Below are 20,372 nucleotides of genomic sequence, written 5' to 3'. Positions count from 1 at the left end.
AATCTATCGAAACGCACAAGCAAGGCCCAATCATGACAGCCAAGACATTCTTCATTACCGGTGCCAATTCGGGATTCGGGTTTGCCATTGCCAGGGCAGCATCGCGGGCGGGACACAATGTGATCGGCACCGTCCGTTCCGAAGAGGCACGCCGCTTCCTGCTCGAGCGACTTCCAAGAGTGCATGCAGTATTATGCGACATCACCGAATTTGAACGCATTGAGGGGATCGTTCAAAGAGCCGAGGCCGATTTCGGCCCGGTTGACGTGCTGATCAACAATGCCGGTTACGGGCACGAGGGGGTGCTGGAGGAATCCCCGTTGTCCGAGATGCAGCGTCAGTTCGACGTGAATGTTTTTGGCGCCGTTGCTGTGGCCAAGGCATTTTTGCCGCTCTTCCGCCAAAGGCGTTCGGGATTTGTCGTCAATGTAACCTCGATGGGCGGCCTTATCACAATGCCCGGGATTGCCTATTACTGTGGCAGCAAGTTTGCGCTGCAGGGTATATCCGAAGTCATGCGTACCGAGATGGCACCGTTTGGGGTGCACGTCACCGCGCTTTGCCCAGGCTCTTTCCGCACCGACTGGGCGGGGCGCTCTATGGTCCGTACAGAGCGCTCGATCGACGAGTACGACAGGCTCTTTGATCCGATCCGCGAAGCGCGGCAAAAAAAGCACGGCGCACAGCTCGGCGATCCGGAAAAGCTTGCTGAAGTAGTCATGTCTCTCGTGATGTCCGAAAATCCTCCGCCGCAACTGCTTTTGGGCAGCGACGCACTTGGTCTTGTTCGCAATCGGCTTCACGCGATGCTCCGCGAGATCGACGACTGGGAAGCAATCACCTGTTCCACGGACGGCTGACAATCAATAAGGCAGATCCGCCGCAAGCCCAGTCCCAAACGCCTATAAGCTTTCGGTTGGGGCTTGCGGGTAGCATCTACGTTGCGCGTTTGTCGCTGGGCGGATCTCTTCTGGTGATCGAGTGTCGGTAAAGGTGGTCAGCGGATCGGCAGCACGACAATTACGCTAAATGAAGTGTTGCCATATCATGCTGTTCCTGCAGGTCTAGGCTCAGATTCCAACCGGGATTCTAGCGATTACTTTTATCTCGAAATCGAAGCCGGCGAGCCAGTTGACACCGATCGCGGTCCAGTTCGGATAGGGTGGATGGGAAAAGACCTCGCTCTTCACGGCCATGATCGTTTCGAATTGATTTTCAGGATCGGTATGGAAAGTTGTTACGTCGACGATGTCATCAAAGGTGCAACCGCCCGCGGCCAGCGTTGCTTCCAGATTGGAAAAGGCCAGCCGGACCTGCTTGGCGAAGTCCGGTTCCGGCGAGCCATCGGCACGGCTTCCCACTTGCCCGGAAACGAACAAAAGATCGCCGGACGCGATAGCCGCGGAATAACCGTGGGCCTCGTAGAGGGCATGCCGGCTCGTCGGAAAAACAGCATTGCGTTTAGTCATGGTAGCAACCTTCTTGGAAACTGAGCTGCCGGATGATGACGATCATTGTGGCATCCACCAGGGCACCTCATATGGGGCACAATTTGATATACGCTGCGTATGCAAATAACTGACATACGTAGCGTATGTCAAGAAGAATGCGTTCCGTATGTGAATGAGAAGCGCTTTTGTCTGTACGTCACCGCATTGAATTCATGAAAGAGGACCGTCTTACATTGGTTCCCGCTGTTCGCCAGACTCGTGCCACGCCGTCCCGTCCCGTTGCGACCGTTGGCAAATCGTCTCAATGCTGTCGGACCGCTTTGCGCGCAAAAACAGACATAAGCGTAGCATTGCGGTGCTTTTCAAAGCAGTCGTCAGCACTCAGACTTGTCAAGGTTCTGGAAGGCTTAGAGCCTGTTCCAAAAGTCGTCCTGTGCGGCTGTAAATGGCAATTTTTTGCGTTCCGGTGCTCACGTACCTTGAGTACGCTCCGCTCCGGTACTCGAAAATCACCATTTTCGCACGCACATGCCGCTTTTTGATTCAGGCATCTTAGATGCTGACAGTCGAATGCAGTTGGCATCACGTTGGAGTTAGCTGCGAGGAACACTGCCGTCGACCGTCGTACGCGAATCGTGCCAACGTCGTTGAATGCGCAATACGGATGAACAAGTCGACTGGCAACGAGCCGCCTGCCAAACCAGCCGGCTGACAGTCAGCTATTGGCGATCAGGGGGGCATAAGCCTTCCCTGATCGCTTTGCATGGACTTTTTGGAAGTGTTGCCTGTCTCTTGCCGATGGCGCGGGCACTGGCCGATTTTGATGTTGTCCTTCCCGATGCCCGCGGCCATGGTGGAACTAGCTCACCTGTGACAGGCTGCCGATATACTGACCATGCTAGAGATGTTGTCGAGCTCATCGAATGCTTGAAGCTAGATCGGCCGATCTTGATCGGGCATTCAATGGGTGGCATGACGGCTGCACTCGCAGCTAGCGAGCTTCGTTCGTCAGCGAGGGCCGTTGTTCTCATAGATCCAACCTTCCTCGGCGCGGAGATGCAGCGTGAAGTCTACGAAAGTGGTGTCGGAGAAGAACATCAGCAGTTGCTCAAATGGACGAGAGATCGCCTAATCAGCAGAGCGCGTGAGAAAAGCCCAAACCGTTCGGAGGAAATGATCCGGCATCTTGTCGACGCTCGACTTCAGACCAGTATCAATGCCTGTGAGGTTCTCAGTCCACCAAACCCGGATTGGCGCGAAGTGGCGCGGGCAATTGAAGTGCCGACACTCCTTGTGACAGCTGAGCGTGGCATCGTCTCGCCCGAAATGGCGCACGAGTTACAGGGTCTCAACCTTTTGTTCCGCCATAAACACGTTGCTAATATCGGCCACGGGCTGCCCTATGATGTGCCGGATAGGATAGGCAAAACCCTGACTTCATTTTTGGCTCAGGTGGCTGCTTTCGGACCCGGCGCTGCATCCACGGAATAACTGAAAAGGGCTGGCAAGCGACCGAACCGCCTTGCGCCTTCTGCGACGCATGGAAAAACATGAATAAATTGGCTATGGATGCCCTCTTTGAAAGGCAAAGACTTGCGCATCATTCTGATGATCGCCGCAATCGTTGGATTGCTCTTACTCATTGTATTCGGTTTTATCGGTGCCGTCGGATGGTCAGTGGCTAATCAACAATGTCCGGGAGGTAATGATTGTCATGATGCACAGTTCGCAGCAGGTTTTGGCACAGCAATGGCAGCATTTGGGTTCGCTCTGATGGTTCCGGCTATCAGACAAGCATTTGTAGATCGAAAGAACTAGCGGTCTCAATATGATCGTTTCTGATCAACCCTTGATGCTCAAAGCGATATATCTGCGTTGGGCCTCGCTCCTGTCGGAGAGCAACCGACACCATTACAGTCATTCAAGCAGCATACCCGCGCTACCCAAGCAGTCATTCCAGAGATCACGCTTCAACGTCCGTGATGGGTGGAAAGCGGACACTCGAAATGTCATACGCTGCTTGCCTTAGACGTTCGAGCCCCCACGACCGATATTGTCCTCGCGCCATTGGCTTGGGGTGACGCCTTCCCATTCGCGGAAGGCGCGATAGAAGGAGCTGGTGTCCTGATAACCGAGCAGATAGGCGATTTCCTCGGTGTCGTTGACGCCACTGGCCAACATGTCGCGACCCAGTTCCTGCCGCGAGGCTTCCAGCAGGTGCCGGAATGAAGTGTCCGCCTCGGCAATGCGCCTTTGGAGAGTTCGCGCGCTGAACCCCAGCGCGAGCGCCACATCGGCCAGTTCCGGCTTGCCGCTGGCCAGCCTACGCTTGAGCACGATCTTGACCTGTTCGGGCAAGGAGCTTTGCGCGTCGATCTCCTTTAACGCACTGGATAATGCCGGTGTCAGAATGGCCAGTAGCTCGGGATTGTGCCCCGCAAAGGGCCGGTCGAGATCGGCAGCGTCGAGGACCAGGACATTGCGCGATGAGTTGAAGATGACCGGAGCGGCGAAATAGTCCCGATGAGCTTGGCTCAGCGGCCCGGAGCGGGTCATCTCCACCCGGATCGGCACGATATGCCGGCCAGTGCCGCGTCGTCCCAGCTCCAGTATGGCGGCAAAGGTCACATCGGCTGCGGCATCAGGCTCCAACTCGACGGCGTGGACCCAGTCCACCACAACCTGCGCTTCGCGGCCTTTTTCGACAAGGATGAGTTCCTCGGGCGTGCAGAGCCGCTTGAACCGGGTCAGACGCAGCAGCCCATCGCGAAAATCCTTGGCGAAGAAGGCCGACATAGTGGCTGGCGGATGCACGGATGTGTCGGTCTCGACGGTGAGAGTCAGGCCGATCGCCGGATCGCCGGTCAGTTCTTCCAACGCACGCCAGAGCGCAAAGTATTGTGCGGTCGTCACCCAAGCGTCGTCTGAGACGTGCAATGTCACCGGCAGCTTTGCCTGTCGGAGCAACGCGGCGGGCGGGATGCGGGTACGTCCGACAGCGCGCCAGAAGGCCTGAGGAATCTTGCACTTGTCGACAGGGAATCTGGGCATGGTAACCTCCGTTTTTCTCTTACATCCGGCTCTTGATCATACGGTCGAAAATGCGGTCGCCGAGCCATTTGCGGATCCAGATCATCGGCTTGGCATATGCGCCGACCGCATAGCGGGTCTTTGGGCGCGATGATGCTATGGCCTTGGAAATAGTGTCTGCGATTACGTCCGGGCTGGTGCCGCGGTTTTGGCCGTAGCTGGCCTGCATCGACTTGACCACGCCGTTGGCGATCTTTTCATAGGGGCCGTTCTTGGAGCGCTCGGCAATGCCCTGCTGTCCGGCATCGCCAAAGCCGGTTTCGATCAGGCCTGGCTCGATGATGACAACGCGGATACCGAATGGCTCGACCTCAAGGCGCAGGCTGTCCGACCAGCCTTCCAGCGCATGTTTAGTTGCATGATACCAAGCCCCAAGCACGGTGTAGATCTTGCCACCCATGGACGTTATGTTGACGACGGTACCAGCTTTCCACTCGCGCATGGCGGGCAGAAGCAGCTGCGTCAGGCGCGCGGCGCCGAACATGTTGACCTCGAACTGGTAACGGGCTTCATCGAGCGGGATTTCTTCCACCGGTCCATAAAGGCCGAACCCGGCATTGTTGACGAGAACATCGACGCCGCCGGTCTGGGCCAGAATGGTTTTGACGCCGGCAACGATCTCTTCGTCCTTCGAGACGTCGATGCGCAGTGGCTGAGCACCGAGCGTAGCGAGATCTACCATCTTGTCGACGTTGCGCGCCGCGACATAAACCTGATAGCCATCCTTGATCAGGCGCTTTGCAATAGACTTGCCCATGCCCGACGATGCGCCGGTGACCAGAGCCGTTTTCTTTACTTTGGTGAACATCTCAGCCTCGCTGTATTTCGATGACCAAGAGATAGGCTGTGTTACGAGACAATACATTATCGTAGTACGCCAACATGACTGCACATTACGCCAAAATGGCCGCAGTGTCCTCAAATGCCATTGTGTCGGCTTTCGGCAAATCCAGGTTGCTCATTTAAAGGCCGCAATAAGGTCGATAACGGTCATAGACGTCTGTCCAGTTCTCTGGCGGCAATTTCAACCGCGTCCACCGAAATCGGATCGACCGCTTCGGGCCTCCAAGCCGCGGCAACCCGTGAGGGGCTTAGCTGGGATCCGTAAGGCGCCTCAATAAGAGTCATTGGAACGAACCTCGCGAAGTCCCGAAAACTGCCTGACTCTATAGGAATTTTTTGAAGCTTGTTCGACTGCAGAGGATGCCAAGCGCATCGTCGACGAAGACCGTACCGTTCTTCTCGACAGTCAAGAAAATCCGTGGTCATAGCGGCTAAATGTCGACATCCTCGGTTTCACTTGTAAAACTGGCACGAAAGCGATACATGTTAGAAATCGATTTTGTCATCGAACGACGCGGCTAACATCTAACGCGCTTCTTTTTCTTTCAGATCGTAAAACTCGCAGCGAATTTATTTTCGTTATTCTTAAACCGTTTGATTTGAAGGATATTCAATATGACCAACGGCACAGTAAAATTCTTTAATAGCACAAAAGGCTTTGGATTTATTCAGCCTGATGATGGTTCTCCGGATGTGTTCGTTCATATTTCGGCAGTTGAGCGGGCAGGTTTGCATTCGCTCAACGAAGGTCAGAAAATTGGTTTCGAACTGGTAGCTGATCGCCGCTCGGGCAAGAAAGCTGCCGATAACCTACAGGCTCTGTAATCAGAGACGAAATGTTGCCTGCGATCTTTGACCACGGATGTACTGGCACTGCTCGTTGAGACTATTGGAAGGTCGGGTTAGCCCGGCCTTTTTTTATTTTGGTCCTGTTTTTCTGACCCCAATGCGGAACCAATAGCCAGAAGGGGAGTATAATATGGGTGAGGCCACAAAAGAAACGCTCTTCAAACAGCCTCTAACGCGAATGGAAACCAAGAACGCTACGACCGACAAGACTGCCAAAGCCATTCTCGAAAAAGAAAGAGCTGCAATAGACGCAAAGACTGAAAGGCTCCGAGCTGCGCGATTGGAGCGCGATCACACCAAATTTTCAAAAGAGTAGGATAGAAATTGCAGGTACTCGTTAGAGATAATAATGTCGACCAAGCACTCCGTGTACTGAAAAAGAAATTGCAGCGCGAAGGTGTTTTTCGTGAAATGAAAGCACGGCGCGCTTACGAAAAGCCGTCTGAAAGGCGCATCAGGGAGAAAGACGAAGCGATCCGTCGCGCTCGCAAAGACGCAAAAAAGAGGGCGCAACGCGAGGGCCTTTTGCCCAAGCCTAAAAGAAAGACGGCTCCTTCGCGTCCACGAAATCCAATACCGTCAGCTGCCGCATCGTGATCGCGTCCGTATTTGTGCGTCTGGGAGGCTACTGTACGACTTGAGATCATAGCGATCGATATGCGAGCCGTGACCGGAAACGCCGAATACACGCGATATTGTGTGTGATGGCCGGGTTCGTAGAACGAGCTTCAACACGTACCGGCATCGCCGCCGATGGCGCAGGACTGAGTACACGTTAGAACTGGAGGCATGACTGGCGATCAGGTGCAGTTGAAATTCGTTTTGCACCTAAATACGGTCATGCTGGCCTATCCTGCTTCACTTTCGCAACATCTGGTCCTATGGGAAGTCGGAACGCATCCTTTCGAAGGGTAGAACGAGCAAATGGCGATCAATGAAGCCGTCTCCGGAACTGATACGACAACACTGATACTTGCGGAAAGTCTCCGCATTACCCTTGGGCGGTTTGTTCGCAGCGTTAGAGCGCACGCAGAGACGCCGACGACATCGCAGTCTGAGACGCTGCTACTTCTAGAAAAAAGCGGTCCGCTCACTGTCGCCGAACTGGCGGGCTGCCGTAATGTCCGGCATCAGAGCATGCGACTGGTGGCCGCCCAGCTTGAAGCGGATGGTTTGGTCTGCAAGTTGCTCAATCCAGCAGATCGGCGCAGCCAACTTCTCTCAATTACAGAACAAGGACGAGAGATACTGTCCCTATCTCGCGAAGCACGGACGACGAAGATTGCCGCGCTGATAGAGGAACGGCTCACCGAGGAGGATAGACGTAAACTGGAAGCGGCAATCCTCGTTATCGAACGGCTTTGCTAGGACGAGCGATTACGTCGTCGATAATGTAGTAAGGACAGTCGACATGGTGTTGAGGCCCCAGTGTTCGGCATATCTGCCGTCGCGTATGCGAACGATATCAATAACGGTGATAGCAACGTCCCGTCCAGTCGCCGGAATCCCCATCAATGCACCTGAGTGAATGCCACTGATCGTCTTGCGGGTTGTTACTTTGTCACCTTCGGCGATCTGATCATGGATTGTCACCGTTAAGCCCGAAAGCGCAGGTCGAAGAATGTTGTGAAAGGTATTCCACATGCTGTCCGAGCCGTTCGACATCCCTTGCGGTGCGGAATGATTGATGAAGTCCGGTGCCATCAGCTCTTGGAATGCAGCTTCATTGCCGTTCTGAATAACCTCGATGTTGAAGCGGCGAACGACTTCCTTGTTGTCTAACGTCATGCCCGATCCCTTCTGTCGTGAACAACAGCAAAATATACAGTCTACCTGTATATCATACTAACGACCCTATCATGTGATTGCAAGCGAACGGTCAAGGAGAATGCGTGGGTTGCCGCTAACCGCGATGCCTCGTAGAGCCTCGTAGTTGCAGACCGCATTGTGCCTTCAGTTCGGTCGTTCAGGACAGGCCTGGCTCGTCCAGAAAGCTGCCAGTCCTCTTCTGGATCTCTTCCGGTTCTTAGAATTTGAGGATTGTGACGCGCTTGGTTCTTGGGTTGATGTGTGGGCCCCGGCAAATCCGCATGACTAAATCTAGAGTCTTTAATCTGGCACGAAACCTGCTTGTTTTAACGTAAACAAGTTGGGGTGTCTTTCGTGTCATATCCGATCCTTCTGCCTGCTCTACTCAGTATCTCGCTTGGATTGACCTGGCGCATGTCTGTCTCGATCTTCTTTTTGCAGCCTCGCTATGAAAACGCCGATCTTCTTCTGCTAATGTTTGCTAGCCCGATCTGCATTACCGCACTGGCGCTGTCTGTTTCAGACTTTGGTTTGCTCTATAGCGGATTCGTTTTATTAGCCGGCTGGCTACTCTCCGCATTGATCAGGCAGGTGATCTTTCCTGCAATACTGATTGCTTTGTCTGGAGGGGCATTGATCGCCTATCTTCAGTTTGGCGAGCACATCTTATGAGAAACGCTAATTTTTTATTGGTATGTATATTATTGTTATCGAAATGGAGTGCCCGAAGAGTTCTTGCCCGATTTCAGATAAACAATACGGCATTGATCTAGCTTAGATATCTGACTGGAAATATCTTCTATTTGATAGCGCTTGGCTTCGCGTCGTCCGAATTCCAATATTGCTGGAACGATGTCCTTGTTGAAATAGATAATGTCTGCGGCTTGCAGTGCGCGAATGGCTTTGAGCGTCATCAGCTCGGGGTCCGCGGGATTCACGGTAAAGACTTTCACACTCCCAGCATCAGATACCTCGTGCGAAGCAACCGCGAGAAGATCGGTTTCCGAGTTTCTCGTACACGGTTCCGAGAAGGCTTTGTCCGCAAATATATCCCAAAAGTGGCGACGCGCCGTTGCCGTCGTCACCATGGAACCGATACGGGTGCGCAGGTTTTGGGCAAGCAGTGCCCAGTCTTTCAGCGAAGCGGGCAAAAGCGCTTCGATCTTACGGCGGATGGTTTGCGCCAGAACAGGCGCTCCGCCGTCTGTCGAGATAGCCACGATAACCGGTGAGCGATTGACGATCGACCCGAACTGGAATTGGCAATACTGCGGTTTGTCGATGACATTGACGGGAACGCCGGCTCGGTTGCAGGCAGCAAGCAAGGCCGCGGCTTCGCCTTCGTCGTGGCAATCGGCAATTGCCATAGCCGCACCTGGCAAGTCGGCATCTTGTAATGGCCTGAAAATCAGCGTTATGCATGCTTCTGCATGTACCACCGGACGGACAGCTAATGCGTGCATCATGTCGTCGGGCGCATCGGTATAGACCTCCACACGAGCCCCGCAGGCGGCGAGCAATTCTGCCTTCCATGCCGCGGCATCGGAACCGCCAGAGACAATACAGCGCCTTCCCTCCAGCGCCCAAAATACCGGAAGCTTCGCCAGGGGCTCGATGCGGGTAAAGGCTTCACTCGGCTGCGGTTGCGAGACACCCATTGATGATCCCCCTGATTTCAGCGCGGCACGAGCCGCAATTGGTTCCAGCGTTGAGTTGCTCGCCGATGGCCTCGACACTATGGCAACCGGAGTGAATGGCAGCAGCAATTTGATTGATGCCTACACCGAAGCACGAGCAAACTGTTGCGCCAGGATCCGGTTTATCCATGCTGGGTCGGCCTGCAATGATTGCAAAACGCTTGCGCAAATCGTCATGGGTGACAGTCAACTGCTGGATGGCCCAGTTGCGAGCGACGGCAACCGGTTGTGGCGCGATGAAAAGCGCGGCAAGCAATCGCGAGCCGTCAAAGAAAGCGAGCCGCGTCTCGCCGGTTGCGTTATCCGTATAACCGATGGGGTCAATCTCTGCTGGGATACTGAAATGCGCATGGCACCACTGTGCCCAATCGGAAATCGCCGTGAGCGAGGCTAGTTCCAGCCGCCAACCGCCCTCTGCACGCGCCTGTGTCCAGTAATCACAATCGACACCCGACGGCTTTGCAAGCGAAACGGCAAAACCGTAGCAAACAGCGTGGAAGGGTCTTACAGTCACGGCTACATTTTTAGAGGCAGGCTGCCCTGAAACTGGATCGACTACGGGGGCGACCAGAGCATCTATACGGGCGCAGGCAGAAGACTGATCGTTCCAGTGCATCGGAGCAAAGACGCTACCTCGCGCCTGACGTTCCGTCGCAAGTGCGCGCACGATGGCTTTCCCGTGTGGGCTTTCGATTTCCACCAGCCCGGCGCTGGCAATGCCAAGTTCTGTGGCGTCGCGCGGATGAAGCTCGGCAAATGGTTCGGCAATATGGGCTGAAAGCCGTGCGCTTTTGCCTGTCCGCGTCATGGTATGCCACTGATCGCGGATGCGGCCCGTGTTGAGTGTAAACGGGAATGCGCTGCTTGTGCGATCAGTTTCCGGGAGTGCCGTGACGACAAAGCGCGCACGCCGGTCGGAATGGAAATAGCCTCCCTTTGCAAAGAAGCGCGCTGGTGAGCCAGTGTTTCGCGAGGCTTGTGGCCACTGGAAGGGCGTCATGGCGTCATATTGTGACGGTGTACTGTTTTGGACTGCGCCAATATCGAAATCGCGGCTGCCATTGTTCTCAAAGGCCGATAGAGCAGCATGTTCGATGAAAATGACAGCTGGATTGTTATAGACAAACTGCTTTTTAAAGTTCATGCGACGCGCCACTTCGGCAAGCTGCCACCAGTCCGGCTTGGCCTCGCCCGGAGCGGCCAGAAATGCCCGCTGCCGGGAGATGCGTCGTTCGGAATTGGTGACGGTGCCGTCTTTCTCGCCCCAACCAAGCGATGGCAAAAGCACATGAGCGTGGCGCGTTGTGTCGGTGTCGTGAACGATGTCAGAGACGACAACAAAAGGGCAGGCCGCTATTGCCGCTTCAACTGCATCAGCATCCGGCATGGATACAACCGGATTGGTGGCCATGATCCACAGCGCTTTGATGCGTCCGTCCGCCACCGCACGGAACATGTCGACGGCTTTCAGTCCGGGCTTTGTGGCAATGGTGGGTGAGGACCAGAAACGCTGCACGCGGTCGCGGTCGTCTGCATTCTCGATGGCCATATGGGCTGCGAGCATATTGGCGAGACCACCCACTTCACGGCCACCCATGGCATTGGGCTGTCCGGTTAGTGAAAAGGGCCCCATTCCAGGACGCCCGATCCTGCCGGTCGCCAGATGACAATTGATGATGGCATTGACCTTGTCGGTTCCCGAGGACGACTGATTGACGCCCTGACTGTAGCAGGTAACCGTATTTTCGGTGGCCTCAAACAGTTGGAAGAATTCTCCAAGCTGAGCTGGAGACAGGCCCGTGCGCTCGACCAGCATTTCCCTATCAATCGCTGCGGCTGCTTCGACGGCTAGCCCCAGGCCGGATGTATACGCATTGACATAGTTCATATTGAGCGCTGGACTCTTCACCAGATGGGCGAAAAGCCCCATGAAAAGCGCCACATCGCCATCCGGACGAATTGCCAGATGCAGATCGGCAATGTCACAGGTCATCGTTCGACGTGGATCGATGACGGCAATCTTCATCTGCGGTCGAGTCGCCTTTGCGGCGGCAAGCCTTTGATAAAGCACTGGATGGCACCAGGCGAGATTGGAGCCGGTCAGTACCACCAGATCAGCAAGTTCCATATCCTCATAGGTGCCGGGCACTGTATCGGCACCGAAAGCGCGGCGATGCCCTGCCACCGAGGAGGACATGCAAAGACGCGAATTCGTGTCTATGTTTGCTGACCCTATAAAGCCCTTCATCAGCTTGTTTGCGACGTAATAATCTTCGGTCAACAATTGGCCCGACACGTAGAAGGCTACTGACTCTGGCCCATGTTCAGCTATCGTCTCCGAAAATCTCCGGGCCACAAGATCGAGCGCCCGGTCCCACTCCGCACGCTGGCCGTCGATTTCAGGAAAGAGCAGCCGACCATCGAGATCGATGGTCTCTGCAAGAGCCGAACCTTTCGAGCACAATCGTCCGAAATTCGCCGGGTGATCGGGATCGCCTCTAACGGATACTGCGCCGGCTTCATCCACAGTGGCGATGACGCCGCAGCCGACGCCACAATAGGGGCAGGTGGTCTTTGTTTCGGTGATCGTCGCCATTTCGGACCTCATATCGAAACCGCAAGCCTGGCGCGTGCCTGTCTTACCAGCTGTTGTAGGAGAGGAACTTGCCGCTCATGCGGATTTCGATGCGTTCGCCCTTCGGGTTCGCTACCTTGTCTACACTCATCTCGAAATCGATGGCGCTCATGATGCCGTTGCCGCTCTTTTCCTGAATAAGCTCCTTCAGCGTGGGGCCGTAGACCCCAACGATCTCGTAAAGGCGATAGATGCAAGGATCTGTGGGAACGGCGCGGTCCCATTCCTTGGTCGGATATTCCGCCAGCACCACACCTGCTTCCTGCGGCAAGCCGAGATTGATCGCCAGCTTGTCCGCCTTGTCGCGTGGCAGGGCATTCATGCCAAGACAGGCGGAGGTGACGAACACTTCGCTCATACCAATGCCTTCGGCAATTGAGGCCCAGGTCAGACCGGCGAGGCGCTTTTTCTCATAGATCAGATCGGTGACGTCACTTTTACTCAGCATGTCATCTCCTCTAGTTGGTTGTTTTCACCAGTGTCGGTTCGTCAGAAGGCCAGCGCGAGATAAACAGTGTCGCCTTCCTGCTTGACTGGAAACGTCTGCGTCACGCCTTCATCGGCGCCCTGCGCCTTGCCGGTCGCAAGATTGATCACCCAGTTATGCAGCGGGCAGGTCACGCAACCATCATGAACAATGCCCTGACTGAGCGGGCCGTTCTTGTGCGGACAACGATCTTCGATTGCGAACAGGCGATCGTCGAAAGTGCGAAAGACGGCAATCGTTGTCGATCCGTTTTTCACACAGCGCGACCCCTGACGCGGAATGTCGTCGAGCGTTCCGATAGCAATCCAGTTCCTGACCATCTCGTTCATTCCGCAGCCTCCGCGTTTAAAACAGCCATGGGCCTGAATTCGTGTTTGTCCTTGCCGGAAACACGTTCGGACCACGGATCGACCTGCGCGAATTTCTGCGAAAACACGAAGCGGTTGTAATAGGACAGGCGTTTTTCCGGATCGCCCATGATCTGGCGGCGGATTTCATCGAGACCGATGCGCTTGGCCCATTTATAAATCCGCTCCAGATAACGGGCCTGTTCGCGATACATCTGCGTCAGCGCAACAATATGCTCCAGCGCCTCGTCTTCGGTCTTGACCAGCCCCAGAACTTCAGTGCCCTTAATGTCGAGACCAGCGGCACCAGCGAAGTGGATTTCGAAACCGGAATCCACGCAGATGACGCCGATATCCTTACACGTCGCTTCTGCGCAATTGCGCGGACAACCGGAGACCGCCAATTTCAGTTTGGCGGGGGTCCAGGAACCCCACATGAACTTCTCGATGCGAATACCAAGACCGGTAGAGTCCTGCGTGCCGAACCGGCACCAGTCCGAGCCGACGCAGGTTTTCACCGTACGCAACCCCTTCGCGTAAGCCTGACCGGAGATGAAGCCCGCCTTGCCAAGATCAGACCAGACGGCTGGTAACTGTTCTTTTTCGATTCCCAGCAGATCGATGCGCTGTCCACCTGTAACCTTGACCATCGGGATGGCAAATTTGTCCACTACATCGGCGATGGCGCGCAGTTCGCTCGAGTTGGTCACGCCGCCCCACATTCGCGGCACGACTGAATAGGTGCCGTCCTTCTGGATATTCGCGTGTACGCGCTCATTGATGAAACGCGACTGGTAGTCGTCGGCATATTCGTCTGGCCAGTCGCAGACGAGGTAATAGTTAAGCGCCGGACGGCATTTGGCGCAGCCGCATGATGTTTTCCATTCCAGTTCCTGCATGACGGCGGGAATGGTCTTGAGCTTTTTCGCCTTGATGAGCCTGCGCACATCGTCATGACCCAGATCGGTGCAGCCGCACATGGGCTGAACCGCCTTGGGATTGTAGCTGTCGCCAAGCGTCAGCGCCATGAGTTGCTCGACCAGCCCCGTGCACGAACCGCAAGACGCGGACGCCTTTGTGTGAGCCCGCACCTCATCGAGCGAGGTGAGGCCCTTTTCGGTCATTGTCGAGACGATTTTACCCTTACAAATGCCGTTGCAGCCGCAGATTTCTGTATCATCCGGCAAGGCTGCAACGGCCGCCATAGGGTCCAGTGGGGTTCCTCCCTGATAGGCCTGTCCGAAGATCAGCGTATCGCGCATCTCCGAAATGTCGGTTGCCTTCTTCTTCAGGTCGTTGAACCAGGTGCCGTCAGTCGTTTCACCATAGAGAACCGTACCGATGATCCGGTTTTCCTTGATCACGAGCCGCTTGTAGATGCCTGCCATGGCGTCGCGCAGCACGATCTCTTCGCGGTCTGGACCATCGGCGAAATCGCCCAATGAGAACAGATCGATGCCTGTGACCTTCAGCTTGGTCGGTGTGTCGGAGTGGGTAAAGGCCGGGGCGTCATCACCCGCCAAATGTGAGGCTGCCACACGTGCCATTTCGTAAAGCGGAGCGACAAGACCGTAGACCATGCCACCCACTTCCGCACATTCGCCCAGCGACAGAATATTGGCATCGGATGTCCGCATGCCCGCATCAACGATGATGCCACGATTGACGTCCAGACCGGCCTCTCTCGCCAGACCGACATTGGGGCGAATACCAACCGCCATCACAACCAGTGTGGCCGGGATGACGGTGCCGTCGTCAAGCTCGACGCCTTCGACCTTGCCTTTGCCGATAATGGCCTTGGTGTTAGCCTTGCAAATGACTTTGATGCCACGCTGCTCGACCGCACGCTGCAACAGATAGCCGGCTGCAGGATCGAGCTGGCGTTCCATGAGCGTCGGCATGACATGCAGCACCGTTACATCCATACCGCGCTGGGCGAGGCCTGCCGCCGCTTCCAGCCCGAGCAAGCCACCGCCAATGACGATGGCTTTTTCACGCGATTGCGCAGCGACCAGCATTGCATCAACATCGTCGAGATCGCGATAGCTGATGACACCCGGCAGATCTTTGCCTGGCACAGGAATGATGAAAGGCACTGAACCGGTGGCAATCACCAGCTTGTCATAGCTTTCTGTAACACCATGATCCGATGTCACGGTCTGGGCGTCGCGGTCGATGGCGACGACCTTGTGACCCTTATAGAGCGTAATACCGTGCTTGATGTACCAACCATCGCCATGAATGACGATCTGCTCATAGGTCTTCTCGCCGGACAGAACTGGCGAGAGCATGATGCGGTCATAATTGACACGCGGCTCGGCGTTGAAAATGGTAACGTCATACTGGTCTGGCGCCTGTTCGAGCAAATGCTCCAGCATGCGGCCCGGTGCCATGCCATTGCCGATGATAACGAGTTTCTCAGCCATAGGATTACTCCGCAGCTTCCACGAAGCGATGGCGCTCGTAGAGGAACTTCAAAACAGCCTCGCGGCATTTCAGATAGGCGCGGTCGGAGGCCAGCTCGATGCGGTTGCGCGGACGCGGGATAGCGACATCCAGCACCTCGCCTATCTTCGCCGCCGGACCATTGGTCATCATCACGATACGGTCGGAGAGCAGGACCGCTTCATCTACATCATGCGTGATCATCACTATAGTGTTGCCAAGCCGGGCGTGGATTTCCATGACCGCATCCTGAAGATGGGCGCGGGTCAGCGCGTCCAGTGCGCCAAAAGGCTCGTCGAGCAGCAGTATTTTCGGTTCCATAGCCAATGCGCGGGCGATGCCAACGCGCTGCTTCATGCCGCCGGAAATTTCCGACGGGCGCTTGTCTTTTGCATGGGCCATCTGGACGAGGTCGAGATTGGTCATGACCCAATCATGTCGTTCAGCTCTGGTCTTGCTGGACCGGAAAACCTTCGTCACCGCAAGATTGACGTTCTCGTAAACCGACAGCCAGGGTAGCAACGAATGGTTCTGGAACACTACGGCCCGCTCAGGCCCCGGTGCGTTGACTTCCTTGTTTTCGAGCAGGACTGCACCGGACGAGACCGGCGTCAGCCCGGCAATCAGGTTCAGAAGCGTGGACTTTCCGCAACCGGAGTGACCGATGATGGAAACGAACTCGCCCTTGGAGATCGAGAGATTGATGTCTTTGAGGACTTCCGAGCGGTCGAAATATTTGTCGATATGGTCAAGCTTGAGATAGGCGTTCATATCTCTTCTCCTCAGCTTACAGACGCATTGCGGGTGACAAGTCGACCGACTGCTGCCACGAGCTTGTCGAGCGCGAAGCCGACAAGGCCGATATAGGCGAGGGCGACGATGATGTCGGACAGACGTGAGGAGTTCCAAGCGTCCCAGATGAAGAACCCGATGCCGACACCGCCGGTCAGCATTTCTGCAGCTACGATGGCCAACCAGGAGAGGCCAACGCCGATCCGGAGGCCGGTAAAGATATAGGGTGCTGCCGATGGCAACATAATCTTGAAGAAGAACTCAAACTGGTTGAGGCGTAGCACTTTGGCGACGTTGCGATAATCCTGTGGAATATTGCGTACGCCGACCGCGGTGTTGATGATGATCGGCCAGATTGAAGTGATGAAGATAACGAAAATCGCTGACGGATTGGCATTCTGAAAGGCGGCAAGCGATAGGGGCAACCAAGCCAGCGGGGGTACAGTGCGCAGCACCTGAAAGATTGGATCGAGGCCACGCATCGCCCATACTGACTGGCCGATGACTGCGCCGATCACGATGCCGGCAATAGCAGCGAGGCCAAAGCCGTAGGCGACACGTTCCAGCGAGACGAGCACACGCCAGCCAAGCCCGATATCTTGTGATCCGTAGTTAAAGAAGGGATAGGCGATCAGATCATAACTATCCTCCCAGACTTTGGACGGTGCAGGCAAGGATGCATCAGGGGCAGCACAAAGGAGTTGCCATATCCCCAGCAGTACGGCCAGCACCACCAACGGCGGTACGATGTTACGCACGGCACCGCGCGCTAGCGCACTTATATCGAGGCCCGATTTGGGCTGCTTGGCCAGCCGGACGACATTCCCCGCGGGTTTTGTCGCCTTGGGCGTTAGCGGCGTAACGACGGTTTGATCTTTCAGCACGGCGGACATGCAACGCTCCTGTTCGAAGGGAGAGAGACGCGCTGGTTGCGCGCGCCAGATTGGCTCAGGACGCAACCTTGATTGCGAGACTATCGAGATAGGCCGAAGGATTTTCGGGATCGAAGACCTTGCCGTCGAAGAAGGTTTCCTTGCCGCGTGACGTCGAAGCTGGAATATCTGCCGCCGCGACACCGAGATCCTTGGCTGCATCGCGCCAGATATCTTCACGATTGACCTGATCGACCAGCGCCTTGATGTCTGTGTCGGGCGTGAATTTACCCCAGCGAATATTTTCGGCGATGAACCAGGTGTCGTGGCTTTTGAACGGATAGGATGCGCCGTTCGCCCAGAATTTCATTTGCAGGTTGGTGCCTTGCACCACACGACCATTGCCGTAATTGATGTCGCCCTTGAGACGGCCCAGCACATCCTTCGGCGGCACGTTGAACCATTGCCGTTTACCAAGGATGTCTGCCATTTCTGCCTTGTTGTCCATGCTTTCGCACCATTGCTGGGCTTCCATTACAGCCATGAGCAGGGCTTTTGCGGCATTCGGATTTTTCTCAATCCAGTCGGCGCGCATGCCGAGCGCCTTTTCCGGATGATGTTTCCAGATTTCACCCGTCGTCGCTGCCGTGAAGCCGATACCCTGGTTGACCAGCTGCTCGTTCCACGGCTCACCGACGCAGAACAGATCCATATTCCCAACCTTCATATTGGCAACCATTTGCGGTGGTGGGACAACGATGGTCGAAACGTCCTTGTCGGGGTCAATGCCGCCAGCAGCGAGCCAGTAGCGGATCCACAGATCGTGCGTGCCGCCGGGGAAGGTCATCGCAGCTTTGATCTCTTTGCCATCCGCCTTCTTCTTTTCAAAGGCCGCCTTCAACTTGGGTGAATCCAGCTGGACGCCAGTATCGGCATATTCTTTGGCAACCGAAATAGCCTGACTGTCGTAATTCAGTCGTGCCAGCAGCGCCATCGGCACTGGCTGGTTGTTCTGCGTTACCTTGCCGGTATGGATGAGATATGGAAGCGGCGAAAGGATGTGCGCGCCATCAATGCCGTTCGAAGCGCCGCCCAGCACGAGATTGTCACGTGTTGCGCCCCAGGATGCCTGCTTGGCGACCTCGACATCCGGCAGACCGTGTTTTTCAAACAGGCCCTTTTCCTTGGCAACAATCAGCGGTGCGGCATCGGTGAGCGCGATGAAGCCGAGCTTGGCGCCGCTGACTTCAGGTCCGCTACTGGCTGCAAAGGCTCCGCCGGGAAAGGTCGAGCGAATTGCGGTGAAAAGAGCTGCGGTGGCGCTGGTCTTCAGAATGCTACGCCGGGTGATGCCGGTTCTGGTTTCTGGCCTCTTATGCGTTGTCATCAGCTGGCTTCCCCTATGCTGGCTTGAATTGGGCTCGCTTGAAACTGGGCACAAAAAAACGCCGCTTGGAGATGCATCCCCGAACGAAAGGTTCAGGCTGCAATTCCTTGCGACGTCGGTGTCGTGACAGGAGCGGTATCTGGCTCGCTTGTTGCATCGGTCGCCGTTGACCGGTGCAAAAGTCTTACAAGCAAGAAGCGTGCCAGAATTTCAAAATATTTGCAAGTGATTGAAAATACGAAATTAAAAAGGATGAGAAAATAAGCGGACCTAATTCACGCTCCCCTCAGTAAGTCTGTATTTTAGGCGCTTTTGCCGGATTGTGCCGTCTGTGTGCAATCAAATTGGGCATTGGTAGCTCAATCTTCCGACGTGATCGGGGCCGTAGAAGTCTCGCGACGCACATCAAATCCTTGCACGTAAGTCTCTATATCCGACGGGTCGAAGGTTCGGTCATCCATGAAGCGATCTTTGGCGCTGATACCTTCAACGGTATTCCCTTCGAAGGGCGGGTGCGAAATGCCAAGAGCTGTACAATAGAGATCTGGTCGGTAGGACTGAGCCGCTTTTTGCTGCGCCGATTGCGATGCCTCTATCTGCCCCCAGCGTACCATCTGGCTATAAATCCACATTGCATCATTGGGGCGGGGGCAATTGGCAAAACCGGCATGGAAGGCGAAGTAATGTTCGATAACGCGATGATTGCCTTGTGAGTCGAGACTGAACGTTCCGGCGAGCACGTTGCGGACGATCTGCTGCGATACGCCAAGATAACGATTGTCTGCCAGAACCTCGGCAAGCGTGTCGTGATTTTCAGTGCTGTCGCACCAGCGTGCCGCCTTGTCGAGAGCCACAATGAGACGAGATACGGTTTCGGGATGAGTTTCGGCCCATTCCGGACGCATGCCAATGACCTTTTCGGGCGCAGACGGCCAGATGTCCTGCTTGGCAGCAACAATCCGCCCGGTGCCGCGTTCGGAAGCCACCATGTTCCATGGCGCGCCGACACAAAAACCATCGATTGCACCGGTTGCCAGTGCATCCGAGGTTAATGGTGGAGGTACGACGACAAGTCTTACATCATTGTCGGGGTCGATGCCGCCTGCTGCCAGCCAGTACCGAAATTCGTAATTATGCGGCGAAAACGGATAAGTGATGGCGAGTTTCAATAGAGGTTCGCCGCGCGATTGCATGTCACGTATTACGGAAGCGAGCGCCCTGGCATTTTCGAGTGCAGTTGCGGTTTCTGCCAGACTGGCGGTTACGCGCATTCTTTCGTAAAGCCGCGCAGAAAGGGTGATCGCGTTGCCGCCCCTCCCCAGAGAAAACGGCGTTATCGTTGGCGATGGGTTGGATCCGAGCCCCAGCATGGAGGCTACGGGCATCGGTGACAGCATATGCGCTATATCGAACTGCCGAAAAGCCAACCGATCGCGGACATTGGCCCAAGAGACATCCTTGACGAGGTCGAGGCTCAGGCCTTCGACTCTTGCGAAGCCAAATTCGGAGGCCGCGATCAGCACGGCCGCGTCGACAAGCGGAATAAAGCCGGCGCGCAATGTCTTGATTTCTTTGCCCGCAATGCTGGCGGGTTTGGTAAGGCTGTTACCCGCTTCAGCAAATCTGTTTGGCATGTTCATCTGCCCATACTCCCGGAATGGTTTCCCC

Annotated in this window: 21 protein-coding genes; 8 read left to right on the top strand and 13 right to left on the bottom strand. The window is 55.4% G+C overall.

Features of this window, described 5'->3' with window-relative positions; genetic code table 11:
* Window positions 1-32 precede the first annotated feature (32 nt).
* On the top strand, window positions 33-860 hold the full coding sequence (locus FGI60_RS05775) for an oxidoreductase (protein WP_138784321.1): 828 nt from the start codon (window positions 33-35) through the stop codon (window positions 858-860).
* Window positions 861-1,070: 210 nt separating this feature from the next.
* On the opposite strand, the gene FGI60_RS05770 is transcribed toward FGI60_RS05775, so the two are convergent.
* A complete protein-coding gene (locus FGI60_RS05770) occupies window positions 1,071-1,469 on the bottom strand; it encodes a RidA family protein (RefSeq protein ID WP_138784320.1) in 399 nt (132 codons plus the stop codon).
* A gap of 633 nt (window positions 1,470-2,102) precedes the next feature.
* Between FGI60_RS05770 and FGI60_RS05765 the strand changes: the two genes are divergently transcribed.
* Entirely contained in the window at window positions 2,103-2,942 is an 840-nt protein-coding gene (locus tag FGI60_RS05765; protein ID WP_138784319.1) for an alpha/beta fold hydrolase, read from the top strand.
* Between the two features lie 87 nt (window positions 2,943-3,029).
* Window positions 3,030-3,269 (top strand): hypothetical protein, encoded by a 240-nt coding sequence (locus FGI60_RS05760; protein ID WP_138784318.1) that lies wholly within the window; start codon window positions 3,030-3,032, stop codon window positions 3,267-3,269.
* 207 nt (window positions 3,270-3,476) lie between these two features.
* On the opposite strand, the gene FGI60_RS05755 is transcribed toward FGI60_RS05760, so the two are convergent.
* On the bottom strand, window positions 3,477-4,502 hold the full coding sequence (locus FGI60_RS05755; protein ID WP_138784317.1) for an AraC family transcriptional regulator: 1,026 nt from the start codon (window positions 4,500-4,502) through the stop codon (window positions 3,477-3,479).
* A gap of 19 nt (window positions 4,503-4,521) precedes the next feature.
* Entirely contained in the window at window positions 4,522-5,349 is an 828-nt protein-coding gene (locus FGI60_RS05750) for an oxidoreductase (protein ID WP_138784316.1), read from the bottom strand.
* Window positions 5,350-5,999: 650 nt separating this feature from the next.
* Between FGI60_RS05750 and FGI60_RS05745 the strand changes: the two genes are divergently transcribed.
* From FGI60_RS05745 to FGI60_RS05730, 4 genes are all read left to right on the top strand, one after another.
* Window positions 6,000-6,209 carry a cold-shock protein gene (locus FGI60_RS05745; RefSeq protein ID WP_138784315.1) on the top strand — a complete coding sequence of 70 codons (210 nt, stop codon included), beginning with the start codon at window positions 6,000-6,002 and terminating at the stop codon, window positions 6,207-6,209.
* A gap of 154 nt (window positions 6,210-6,363) precedes the next feature.
* On the top strand, window positions 6,364-6,549 hold the full coding sequence (locus tag FGI60_RS05740) for a hypothetical protein (protein WP_138784314.1): 186 nt from the start codon (window positions 6,364-6,366) through the stop codon (window positions 6,547-6,549).
* Between the two features lie 8 nt (window positions 6,550-6,557).
* Entirely contained in the window at window positions 6,558-6,830 is a 273-nt protein-coding gene (rpsU, locus tag FGI60_RS05735) for a 30S ribosomal protein S21 (RefSeq protein ID WP_138784313.1), read from the top strand.
* A gap of 327 nt (window positions 6,831-7,157) precedes the next feature.
* Window positions 7,158-7,601 (top strand): MarR family winged helix-turn-helix transcriptional regulator, encoded by a 444-nt coding sequence (locus FGI60_RS05730; RefSeq protein WP_138784312.1) that lies wholly within the window; start codon window positions 7,158-7,160, stop codon window positions 7,599-7,601.
* A 9-nt stretch (window positions 7,602-7,610) separates the two neighbouring features.
* On the opposite strand, the gene FGI60_RS05725 is transcribed toward FGI60_RS05730, so the two are convergent.
* Window positions 7,611-8,021 carry an ester cyclase gene (locus FGI60_RS05725; RefSeq protein ID WP_138784311.1) on the bottom strand — a complete coding sequence of 137 codons (411 nt, stop codon included), beginning with the start codon at window positions 8,019-8,021 and terminating at the stop codon, window positions 7,611-7,613.
* Window positions 8,022-8,396: 375 nt separating this feature from the next.
* On the opposite strand from FGI60_RS05725, the gene FGI60_RS05720 reads away from it, so the two are divergent.
* Window positions 8,397-8,714 (top strand): hypothetical protein, encoded by a 318-nt coding sequence (locus FGI60_RS05720; protein ID WP_171058706.1) that lies wholly within the window; start codon window positions 8,397-8,399, stop codon window positions 8,712-8,714.
* Between the two features lie 35 nt (window positions 8,715-8,749).
* Here FGI60_RS05720 and FGI60_RS05715 read toward each other — a convergent pair whose 3' ends face one another.
* The 9 genes from FGI60_RS05715 to FGI60_RS05675 all read right to left on the bottom strand — a co-directional run bounded on the left by FGI60_RS05715 (window position 8,750) and on the right by FGI60_RS05675 (window position 20,344).
* A complete protein-coding gene (locus FGI60_RS05715) occupies window positions 8,750-9,700 on the bottom strand; it encodes a precorrin-2 dehydrogenase/sirohydrochlorin ferrochelatase family protein (RefSeq protein ID WP_138784309.1) in 951 nt (316 codons plus the stop codon).
* Window positions 9,672-12,335 carry a nitrate reductase gene (locus tag FGI60_RS05710; RefSeq protein WP_138784308.1) on the bottom strand — a complete coding sequence of 888 codons (2,664 nt, stop codon included), beginning with the start codon at window positions 12,333-12,335 and terminating at the stop codon, window positions 9,672-9,674. The genes FGI60_RS05715 and FGI60_RS05710 overlap by 29 nt, the downstream gene beginning before the upstream one ends.
* A 43-nt stretch (window positions 12,336-12,378) precedes the next feature.
* Window positions 12,379-12,822 carry a cyanase gene (gene cynS, locus FGI60_RS05705; protein WP_105707737.1) on the bottom strand — a complete coding sequence of 148 codons (444 nt, stop codon included), beginning with the start codon at window positions 12,820-12,822 and terminating at the stop codon, window positions 12,379-12,381.
* 41 nt (window positions 12,823-12,863) lie between these two features.
* Window positions 12,864-13,190: a nitrite reductase small subunit NirD gene (gene nirD / locus FGI60_RS05700; RefSeq protein WP_138784307.1), complete on the bottom strand. Its 327-nt coding sequence runs from the start codon at window positions 13,188-13,190 to the stop codon at window positions 12,864-12,866.
* The gene (gene nirB, locus FGI60_RS05695; protein WP_138784306.1) at window positions 13,187-15,634 is read right to left on the bottom strand and encodes a nitrite reductase large subunit NirB; all 2,448 of its coding nucleotides are present in this window, start codon (window positions 15,632-15,634) and stop codon (window positions 13,187-13,189) included. The genes nirD and nirB overlap by 4 nt, the downstream gene beginning before the upstream one ends.
* A gap of 4 nt (window positions 15,635-15,638) precedes the next feature.
* Complete coding sequence (locus FGI60_RS05690; RefSeq protein WP_138784305.1) at window positions 15,639-16,424, bottom strand: ABC transporter ATP-binding protein; 786 nt, start codon at window positions 16,422-16,424, stop codon at window positions 15,639-15,641.
* Window positions 16,425-16,435: 11 nt separating this feature from the next.
* Window positions 16,436-17,338 carry a nitrate ABC transporter permease gene (gene ntrB, locus FGI60_RS05685; protein WP_138784304.1) on the bottom strand — a complete coding sequence of 301 codons (903 nt, stop codon included), beginning with the start codon at window positions 17,336-17,338 and terminating at the stop codon, window positions 16,436-16,438.
* Between the two features lie 55 nt (window positions 17,339-17,393).
* Window positions 17,394-18,704, bottom strand: coding sequence for a CmpA/NrtA family ABC transporter substrate-binding protein (locus FGI60_RS05680; protein WP_138784303.1), 1,311 nt, complete (start codon window positions 18,702-18,704; stop codon window positions 17,394-17,396).
* A 359-nt stretch (window positions 18,705-19,063) separates the two neighbouring features.
* Entirely contained in the window at window positions 19,064-20,344 is a 1,281-nt protein-coding gene (locus FGI60_RS05675) for a CmpA/NrtA family ABC transporter substrate-binding protein (protein ID WP_138784302.1), read from the bottom strand.
* Window positions 20,345-20,372 lie beyond the last annotated feature (28 nt).

This window comes from Brucella haematophila (assembly GCF_005938105.1).
GTDB classification, from domain to species: Bacteria; Pseudomonadota; Alphaproteobacteria; order Rhizobiales; family Rhizobiaceae; genus Brucella; species Brucella haematophila.
The sequence above is the reverse complement of the archived record's forward strand: the minus strand, read 5'-3'. Positions and strand labels throughout refer to the sequence as shown.

Coding starts and splice junctions, on each gene's coding strand:
- FGI60_RS05675 (WP_138784302.1), bottom strand. CDS start 20,344: ATGAACATGCCAAACAGATTTGCTGAAGCGGGTAACAGCCTTACCAAA.
- nirD (WP_138784307.1), bottom strand. CDS start 13,190: ATGAACGAGATGGTCAGGAACTGGATTGCTATCGGAACGCTCGACGAC.
- cynS (WP_105707737.1), bottom strand. CDS start 12,822: ATGCTGAGTAAAAGTGACGTCACCGATCTGATCTATGAGAAAAAGCGC.
- nirB (WP_138784306.1), bottom strand. CDS start 15,634: ATGGCTGAGAAACTCGTTATCATCGGCAATGGCATGGCACCGGGCCGC.
- FGI60_RS05725 (WP_138784311.1), bottom strand. CDS start 8,021: ATGACGTTAGACAACAAGGAAGTCGTTCGCCGCTTCAACATCGAGGTT.
- FGI60_RS05770 (WP_138784320.1), bottom strand. CDS start 1,469: ATGACTAAACGCAATGCTGTTTTTCCGACGAGCCGGCATGCCCTCTAC.
- FGI60_RS05730 (WP_138784312.1), top strand. CDS start 7,158: ATGGCGATCAATGAAGCCGTCTCCGGAACTGATACGACAACACTGATA.
- FGI60_RS05750 (WP_138784316.1), bottom strand. CDS start 5,349: ATGTTCACCAAAGTAAAGAAAACGGCTCTGGTCACCGGCGCATCGTCG.
- FGI60_RS05740 (WP_138784314.1), top strand. CDS start 6,364: ATGGGTGAGGCCACAAAAGAAACGCTCTTCAAACAGCCTCTAACGCGA.
- FGI60_RS05745 (WP_138784315.1), top strand. CDS start 6,000: ATGACCAACGGCACAGTAAAATTCTTTAATAGCACAAAAGGCTTTGGA.
- FGI60_RS05710 (WP_138784308.1), bottom strand. CDS start 12,335: ATGGCGACGATCACCGAAACAAAGACCACCTGCCCCTATTGTGGCGTC.
- FGI60_RS05765 (WP_138784319.1), top strand. CDS start 2,103: ATGCGCAATACGGATGAACAAGTCGACTGGCAACGAGCCGCCTGCCAA.
- FGI60_RS05690 (WP_138784305.1), bottom strand. CDS start 16,424: ATGAACGCCTATCTCAAGCTTGACCATATCGACAAATATTTCGACCGC.
- FGI60_RS05715 (WP_138784309.1), bottom strand. CDS start 9,700: ATGGGTGTCTCGCAACCGCAGCCGAGTGAAGCCTTTACCCGCATCGAG.
- FGI60_RS05775 (WP_138784321.1), top strand. CDS start 33: ATGACAGCCAAGACATTCTTCATTACCGGTGCCAATTCGGGATTCGGG.
- FGI60_RS05755 (WP_138784317.1), bottom strand. CDS start 4,502: ATGCCCAGATTCCCTGTCGACAAGTGCAAGATTCCTCAGGCCTTCTGG.
- FGI60_RS05680 (WP_138784303.1), bottom strand. CDS start 18,704: ATGACAACGCATAAGAGGCCAGAAACCAGAACCGGCATCACCCGGCGT.
- ntrB (WP_138784304.1), bottom strand. CDS start 17,338: ATGTCCGCCGTGCTGAAAGATCAAACCGTCGTTACGCCGCTAACGCCC.